Origin of the sequence: Mycobacterium sp. NAZ190054 (assembly GCF_001545925.1) — a bacterium.
Classification (GTDB): Bacteria; Actinomycetota; Actinomycetes; order Mycobacteriales; family Mycobacteriaceae; genus Mycobacterium.
Window position 1 is genome coordinate 1 of the sequence record NZ_LMVQ01000196.1, and the last position, 7,145, is coordinate 7,145.

General features: G+C 66.0%; 8 protein-coding genes and 3 pseudogenes. 6 read left to right on the plus strand and 5 right to left on the minus strand.

Annotated elements, in window-relative coordinates; all coding sequences use genetic code 11:
* Window positions 1-105 precede the first annotated feature (105 nt).
* From ASJ79_RS32275 to ASJ79_RS14990, 4 genes are all read left to right on the plus strand, one after another.
* Window positions 106-249, plus strand: coding sequence for a hypothetical protein (locus tag ASJ79_RS32275; RefSeq protein WP_156448456.1), 144 nt, complete (start codon window positions 106-108; stop codon window positions 247-249).
* Between the two features lie 57 nt (window positions 250-306).
* Entirely contained in the window at window positions 307-1,194 is an 888-nt protein-coding gene (locus tag ASJ79_RS14980; protein ID WP_067956465.1) for a major capsid protein, read from the plus strand.
* 24 nt (window positions 1,195-1,218) lie between these two features.
* Window positions 1,219-1,704 carry a phage protease gene (locus ASJ79_RS14985; RefSeq protein WP_067956467.1) on the plus strand — a complete coding sequence of 162 codons (486 nt, stop codon included), beginning with the start codon at window positions 1,219-1,221 and terminating at the stop codon, window positions 1,702-1,704.
* Window positions 1,705-1,873: 169 nt separating this feature from the next.
* Complete coding sequence (locus ASJ79_RS14990; RefSeq protein ID WP_067956469.1) at window positions 1,874-2,260, plus strand: HNH endonuclease; 387 nt, start codon at window positions 1,874-1,876, stop codon at window positions 2,258-2,260.
* Between the two features lie 185 nt (window positions 2,261-2,445).
* On the opposite strand, the gene ASJ79_RS14995 is transcribed toward ASJ79_RS14990, so the two are convergent.
* On the minus strand, window positions 2,446-3,642 hold the full coding sequence (locus ASJ79_RS14995; RefSeq protein ID WP_067956471.1) for an AAA family ATPase: 1,197 nt from the start codon (window positions 3,640-3,642) through the stop codon (window positions 2,446-2,448).
* A 145-nt stretch (window positions 3,643-3,787) separates the two neighbouring features.
* On the opposite strand from ASJ79_RS14995, the pseudogene ASJ79_RS33945 reads away from it, so the two are divergent.
* A pseudogene (locus ASJ79_RS33945) lies at window positions 3,788-4,122 on the plus strand (HNH endonuclease); the annotation flags it as partial.
* A 191-nt stretch (window positions 4,123-4,313) separates the two neighbouring features.
* Here ASJ79_RS33945 and ASJ79_RS15000 read toward each other — a convergent pair.
* The 4 genes and pseudogenes from ASJ79_RS15000 to ASJ79_RS15015 all read right to left on the minus strand — a co-directional run.
* Entirely contained in the window at window positions 4,314-5,381 is a 1,068-nt protein-coding gene (locus tag ASJ79_RS15000; RefSeq protein WP_067956473.1) for an ABC transporter ATP-binding protein, read from the minus strand.
* Between the two features lie 188 nt (window positions 5,382-5,569).
* Window positions 5,570-5,962: a 50S ribosomal protein L7/L12 gene (gene rplL / locus ASJ79_RS15005; protein ID WP_067956475.1), complete on the minus strand. Its 393-nt coding sequence runs from the start codon at window positions 5,960-5,962 to the stop codon at window positions 5,570-5,572.
* A 35-nt stretch (window positions 5,963-5,997) separates the two neighbouring features.
* Entirely contained in the window at window positions 5,998-6,534 is a 537-nt protein-coding gene (rplJ, locus tag ASJ79_RS15010) for a 50S ribosomal protein L10 (protein WP_067956477.1), read from the minus strand.
* Between the two features lie 234 nt (window positions 6,535-6,768).
* Window positions 6,769-7,068 (minus strand): annotated as a pseudogene (locus tag ASJ79_RS15015) (ROK family protein); the annotation flags it as partial.
* Between ASJ79_RS15015 and ASJ79_RS33950 the strand changes: the two are divergent.
* Window positions 7,066-7,145 (plus strand): annotated as a pseudogene (locus ASJ79_RS33950) (hypothetical protein); the annotation flags it as partial. The pseudogenes ASJ79_RS15015 and ASJ79_RS33950 overlap by 3 nt on opposite strands.

The following is a 7,145-nucleotide window of genomic DNA, read 5'->3' on the forward strand; positions in this document are numbered from 1 at the left end:
ACGAGATCTTCGAGGTTCTGCGGGACCGCAAGTCGTTCGTCCAGGGTGGCTACTCCGCGAGTGGCAACGATCTGATGCACGGCACGGTCCTGCTGCTCGACGGCCGTGAACACCTCGAGCGCCGCCGGTGCCGCCGTGCAGGTCGGTGCGGCCGGTGGTGTGGTCACCGCGACCACCGGCGCCGTCGTCGGTCACGCCGTCACCGGTGCCGCCGCCGGCGGTGTCGCCGAGATCGCGTGGCCGGCGTGATGACCACGTTTCCCGTTCACCCTGCCGACGACGTTCGGCCCATCGGAAGGAACTGACATGACCTCGGCTCTCACACCCCAGCTCAACGGTCGCGTGTTGAGCGTGGATGCCGCGCTGCGGCAGCCGTCGCTCATCCAAGCCCAGATCGCCCGCCTCGCCGACGAGGTCCTCCTGGCGCCGAAGTTCCTGCGGCAGTTGGGTGCACCGGTCACCGGTGGCGGACTACTGTTCCACACCGTCGCGGCGTCGGACTTCTACTCCACCGATGTGGAGATGCGGACGCCAGGCGCAGAGTATCGGGTGGTGGAAGGTGTGGACCCCACGCCTTCGGTTGCCGCGGTTGAAGATTGGGGCGGAAAGTTCTTCATCGCCGACGAGGTGATTACCCGCAACACCGTCAACTACCTCGACAACCAGACCACCCAGCTCGCCAACACCATCGCGCGGAAGCTCGACACCCGCCTCATGGCGAAGGTGGCCGCGGCCGGTATCGCCACGCTGGTCCCCGCGCACGGCTGGGACGATCTCACCTTCGTCGGCCCTTTGACCGACATCACCCCATCGGCCGACCGCCCCACCGCGCACTTCGCCGAAGTGCAGGAGATGGCCGACCTCGAGGAGTTGGGCGTCCGCCACGACCTGCTCATCGTGCACCCCGAACAGGCGCGGCAGTTGCGCACCGCCTACGCCGAGGACCTCGACGCGATGCTCGAATCGGCAGGGTTCACCAACGGCATGTTCGCCAACCCGCGGGTGCCGATCGGCGTCGCCTACACCGTCGCGCAGGGGATGGTCGGCACCATCGGCTGGGAATCGGCCGGGCTGGTGACCGAGGTCATCGACGACCGCCACAAGCGTGGCAAGTGGGTCCAGGCCTACGCGGTGCCGGCGATCGCGATCGACCGGCCCTACGCCGCGAAGCGCATCAACGGACTCAGCGCCTAAGCGCGCGGAAGGGATTGCAGCACAATGGCACTAACACTCAACGACGACCAGGAAGCCGAACTGCTGGCCCTGCTCGGCCTGCCCGAATCCGCGCCGGGTGACACCGACGCCGGGCTCGTCCTCGACACCATCGTCGACCTCGCCGCCCAGGTCGAGGCCCTCGACCCGGCAAAGCCGTCCACCGTGGCCGCCGCCGCCAAGCGCAACGGTATGGAGGTCATCGACACCGCCACCGCCGACGCGCTGCGCCGCGACGCCGCCGAAGGTCGGCGTGCTGCCGCCGCAGCAGCACGCCAGCGCGTCGAGGCATCGGTCGACGACGCGATCGGCAAGGGCAAGATCACCCCGGCCCGCCGCAAGCACTGGGTGTCGGTCATCGAGGCCGATCCCGGCATGGCCGACGTGCTGGCCAGCTATCCCAACGAGATGGCGGTGCCCATGACCCAGATCGGTCACGCCGCCGATACCGGCACCGGCGACCTCGACCAGCCCGCAGGCTGGTTCTGGTGATCCCGCAGACCGTCTGGGCATCCCGCGCGGACTAGCGCCCGCACGCACCCAGGTCGTCGGGTCCGGTCGTCAGATCCCGGACCCGTCACGCGGCACCCCGGCCTAAAGAGGGATCCTTCGCCCCGCGGCCGGGTCGGGGTGCCGCACCACCCAACCGGAAGGGCGCACCATGCCGTCACGCGCCGGCCGCGTCCCACCGCCACCGAGCGGGAAACGCAAGCGCACCAACCGCGAACGCGGCGTCGGATGGCAACACACCCAACAGCGCGAGAGGCTCCTCGCCCGCCACCGGGACGGCCGCCCGTGCTGGTGGTGCGGCAAGCCGATGTGGCGCGACGCCGCCCGCAACCCCGACGGGGAACCGCTGCACGCCGACCACACCAAAGCACGATCCAAGGGTGGCACGACCGCCGACCGGCTACTCCACGCCACCTGCAACCGGACCCGCGGTGACGGCAGCCGCGACCACGAACGCCCGGCCGCCCAGGCGCCCGCAGACGACGCCGGCGTCGACCTCGGTCCGCTGGCCATGCCCTGGCCCGGCTTCGACCGCTGACCGGCCACGCGGGCGGCGCCTGACCCCCACCCCCGAGAATGTTGGAGGGGGCGGGTACCGGACTCCCCTGCGGTTAGTTCGGACTTTTTTATTGCGCGGAGACTTCGGCTTGGCAATGCCATTCCGACAGCCTGTGTTCGCGCTGGCGAGTCGCCGTCACCATCCCGGCACGCAGCTGCTGAAAGTTATTGGAAGCCCTCAACTTTGCCGCGCATCAGCACGTACGTCGGCATCAGCGGATCTCGAAACTGGTAGCGGAACCTACGCGTCGTGCCGATGCGCTTCAGAATGCCACCGCGAGCACCCGTTCCCGAGAAGTCGGTCAGATGGTTGGCGAATGCGGGAATATCATAGTTCTGGCCCGTAATTTGACGGAGTTGCTCACGGACGTCGGGACCACCGAACGAATTGAGTTCATCCCGCGGCGACCTCGCACAGGCGAGAAGCACAGCTTTATAGAGAGTCTCTCGGTTGCTATAGGTTGCGGCGTGATACCGCTCCCGAACGGTTTGTGATGCATCTTCTAGGGCTTGCCGGAGTGCCGACTCCAGGTCGGTCATGTCAACGTGCCGCCGGTGGGCGCTGACGGCGAACGTCGCTGCATGCAGGCAGATCAGATGCGTATAGTGCGGTAGCCCAAGCGACAACGCCACAGCCTCTTTTGCGAATGCCTGCTCGTACGTGAGACCTGCTGCTGCCATTCCGCGATCGATGATGGCAGTCAACTCTTCCGAGGTCATCGGCGGCATTTCAACTTGAATGAGCGATCGCTGGATCGACTCGTGCTCGCGGAGCAATCCGCCGATTGAATCCGCGACGCCGACAAGGATGACAGTGACCGGCAAGGCAAGGTCAGCGAGAATCTTCAGCGCATCCGCCATCTGGACGCCAAGATCTGGATCTATAGGCCGATCAAATTCGTCGACGACGACGGTCAGTCGCATGTGCTGAGAGAGCGGCCGCAAGGCTTGCGCCAGGGTCTGCGGATTGATCTCGGTGCCCTGGGGAAACAACACCTGCGCCGCCGTTACCGGTGCCGACTTGGGTTGCGCATTAAACCCCAAGGCGGGGATCGACTTCGTCAGATAGATGTCGTCAAGTAGCCCTCGCCAGATCGTCGTAAAGGTGTCGCCACTGTGACAGACGTAGTACGGCTGGCGGTCCGAATCGATGATCTTCTGGGCTACGCGTGCCAGCGAGGTTTTTCCGGCACCGCGAACTCCATAGATGACGGCGTGCTGCCCGACCTGACCCTCAGTAATTACGAGAGTGCGAAGTTGTTCATCGCGACCAGCGAATAGGTCTCGTTCTTGGACGGGAGCCGACGGCGTGAACGCCCTGCCGACGGCCTTGAGCGCGTCCATCATTTCGTTGTCGTCCATATGTCCACCTTCTAGTAGGAACCGCCGCCAAGGTCAAAGTATAGAACCGACAAATCACATTATGAGGTCGGTAACTGGAATTTAAGGTGATGGGCGTGTCGCCGGGGCTGAGACGGGTTCCGCGGACGAGCGTTCTTTACCAATTCGTTTGCATCACCTACTGAAAACCTTCTGGACCGGACCCGGCGGATGGCGCGACCGCCAAGACCCCGACGGCACCCTCACCTGGACCTCACCCACCGGCCACACCTACACCACCCACCCCGGCAGCCGCCTGCTCTTCCCCACCCTCTGCACACCAACAGCCACCCTCTGGACCGGCGACCCACCCACCATCCCCCTGCGCGACAACCGCGCAGCCAGGATGCCCCGCCGCACACGCACCCGCACACAAACCGCGCCGCCTACATCACCGCAGAACGAAAACGCAACACCCAAACACGCACCGAGGATCCGAGCGGCAACGACCCACCCTTCTAACGCCGCGGCGAGGGTGCCGTGCTCGGCGTTGAGCGCCGCCCGGTCGTCAACGCGGACATCGCTGTAGAAGGTGCGGTTGGTGCGGTCCCCGTCGACGGTTCAGGAACACCGTCAGACTCTGATACTTGGGTGCCGGTCACCATCGTGCCCCGGCCAGAGCCGGGTGAGGAACGATTACCGAGTTGGCGGAATCAGCGCTCGCCGGCAACCGGGATACGGCCGGTCGGGGCGTCGTCGCCATGGTGGTGCGGCTCGGCGAACTCGTGCGTGGGGAACCGGTGGGTGCCTTCGAGGTCGTCGCGGATCGCAGCCTGCGCAGCGGGCGGCAGGGTGTGCATGATCTCGCGCACGCGGGCCTGCCGACGGGCCACGGCCTGGCGCTCCGGCATGCCCGGGGTCGCCATGACCTGCGGCGGCACACCCTCGATCTCCTCGACACCGCCGTCGTGGTGGCCGGCGTCGATCATGGCCTGCTCCTCGGCCATCGTCGACTCGTCCTTCTCCTCCGACATACCGATCGGACCGATACGGCGGCCGTTGAGGAACTGCTTGACCACCGGCTCGTCGCTGGTCAGCAGCACCTCACGGGGACCGAACATCACCAGATGCTTGCGGAACAGCATGCCCATGTTGTCGGGCACCGTGCGGGCGATGTTGATGTTGTGCGTCACGATCAGGATCGTGCAGTCGATCTGGGCGTTGATGTCGATCAACAGCTGAGACAGGTAGGCGGTACGCACCGGGTCCAGACCGGAGTCCGGCTCGTCACAGAGGATGATCTGCGGATCCAGCACCAGCGAGCGGGCCAGGCCGGCGCGCTTGCGCATACCGCCGGAGATCTCCCCAGGGAATTTGTTCTCGTCACCGGCCAGACCGACCAGGTCCAGCTTCTCCATGACGATCTTGCGGATCTCGCTTTCCTTCTTCTTCGTGTGCTCACGAAGCGGGAACGCGGTGTTGTCGTAGAGGCTCATCGAGCCGAACAGCGCGCCGTCCTGGAACATCACGCCGAACAGCGTGCGGATCTCGTAGAGCTCCTTGGCCGAGCACTCGATGATGTTGGTGCCGTCGACGATGATCTTGCCGCGCTCCGGGCGCAGCAGACCGATCAGCGACTTCAGGAACACCGACTTACCGGTACCGGACGGGCCGAGAAGAACGCTGACCTCGCCGGCGGGCAGGTCGAAGGTCACGTCCTCCCAGATTCGCTGGGCTCCGAAGGACTTGGTCAGCCCTTCAATCTGAATGCCAATGCCCACGCGGATTCCTTCCACCGATGCCGAACGTATCGCCACAGCTTTCCCCGCCTGTGGCTTGAGTCACTGTAACCTACGCGGTCACGCCACAACACTCGGTCCGCCAATACCGTCCTTGCCCACGGCAGAGACGACTGTGGGGGCCGGTCTGTTTGCCAGACCGGCCCCCACAGGGTCGAGATGGAGGCGAACTACTTGACGGTGACCGAAGCGCCGGCGGCCTCGAGCTTGGCCTTGGCGTCGTCGGCGGCTTCCTTGTTGACCTTCTCCAGCAGCGGCTTGGGCGCGCTGTCGACGAGATCCTTGGCTTCCTTCAGGCCCAGACCGGAGACGATCTCGCGGACGACCTTGATGACGCCGATCTTCTTGTCGCCGGCGGACTCGAGGATGACGTCGAACTCCGACTGCTCCTCGGCGGCCTCGGCGGGGGCGCCACCGGCGGCGGGGCCGGCAGCGGCGACGGCGACCGGAGCCGCAGCGGTGACGTCGAAGGTCTCCTCGAACTGCTTCACGAACTCAGAGAGCTCGAGCAGGGTCATTTCCTTGAACGCGTCGAGCAGTTCGTCGGTGGACAGCTTGGCCATGGTGATTCCTTATCTGTTTCGGGTTGGTGGTCTGGTTATGCGGCGTCGGAGTTTTCCGAGCCGGCCTTCTTTTCCTGCAGAGCTGCGGCCAGGCGGGCGACCTGGGACGCGGGGGCTGCGAACAGCGCCGCGGCCTGGGACTGCTTCGCCTTGAGGGCGCCGGCCAGCTTGGACAGCAGCACCTCGCGCGACTCGAGGTCGGCGATCCTCTCGACCTCGGAGACGGTCAGCGCGCGACCGTCCATGTAGCCGCCCTTGACGACCAGCGCCTTGTTGTCCTTGGCGAACTTCTTCAGCGCCTTGGCGGCGTCGACCGGCTCACCCTCGATGAACGCGATCGCGGTGGGGCCGGTGAAGAGCTCATCGAGCCCCTCGATGCCCGCCTCGGCCGCGGCACGCTTCACCAGGGTGTTCTTGGCGACGGTGTAGGTCGTCGACGAACCCAGCGACCTACGCAGCTCGGCAAGGTTGGACACCGTCAGGCCGCGGTACTCGGTGACGACGGTGGCCGTCGACCCCTTGAACTTCTCGGCGATGTCGGCGACCGCGGTGGCCTTGTCAGCCTTGGCCATGCTTGCCTCCTCGTGATGGTTGGGACGTCCACCGACCGCAGGCCCGAGAGGCGGCTGGAACGGGCCGGAAAAAACACAAGCGCCCCGACGCAGACAGGTCGGGGCGCACACGAGAAATGCACTAGCCTCGTCCTCCTGCGTGGGCCGCCGGGTGTGAACCCGGACCTTCAACCGATTGCTCGGTGACCGACGGTCTTCGGTGGAACCGGACCAGGATAGCGTGACGTCCCCCGATCAGCCAAAACGTGGGGCCCGCGCCAACGCGGCCGCGCCGACCAGGCCCGCGTCACCACCGAGCGCGGCGGGCACCACCTGCAGCTCGTGCAGGAAATCCAGACCCGCATACGCGGTCAGCGCGTCGCGCAACGGGTCGAACAGCAACGATCCGGCCCGGGCGACACCGCCCCCGACCACGACGAGGTCGAGATCGCACACCGCGGCCACCGACGCGATCATCCGCGCCAGGGCGTCCGCACCGCGGGTGAAGGCGCGCAGCGCCACCGGGTCACCGCGGTCCGCCGCGGCGGCGAGTTCGAGAATCCCGACGACTACCTCATCGGGCGCGAAATCGGTTCCAAGCTCATGAGTTTCGGCAGTGGTGCCCATTTCTG

Bases quoted from the DNA above. Each gene is read 5' to 3' on its own strand.
- rplL (WP_067956475.1), bottom strand. From the start codon at position 5,962: ATGGCCAAGCTGTCCACCGACGAACTGCTCGACGCGTTCAAGGAAATG.
- rplJ (WP_067956477.1), bottom strand. From the start codon at position 6,534: ATGGCCAAGGCTGACAAGGCCACCGCGGTCGCCGACATCGCCGAGAAG.
- ASJ79_RS14995 (WP_067956471.1), bottom strand. From the start codon at position 3,642: ATGGACGACAACGAAATGATGGACGCGCTCAAGGCCGTCGGCAGGGCG.
- ASJ79_RS14990 (WP_067956469.1), top strand. From the start codon at position 1,874: ATGCCGTCACGCGCCGGCCGCGTCCCACCGCCACCGAGCGGGAAACGC.
- ASJ79_RS14980 (WP_067956465.1), top strand. From the start codon at position 307: ATGACCTCGGCTCTCACACCCCAGCTCAACGGTCGCGTGTTGAGCGTG.
- ASJ79_RS14985 (WP_067956467.1), top strand. From the start codon at position 1,219: ATGGCACTAACACTCAACGACGACCAGGAAGCCGAACTGCTGGCCCTG.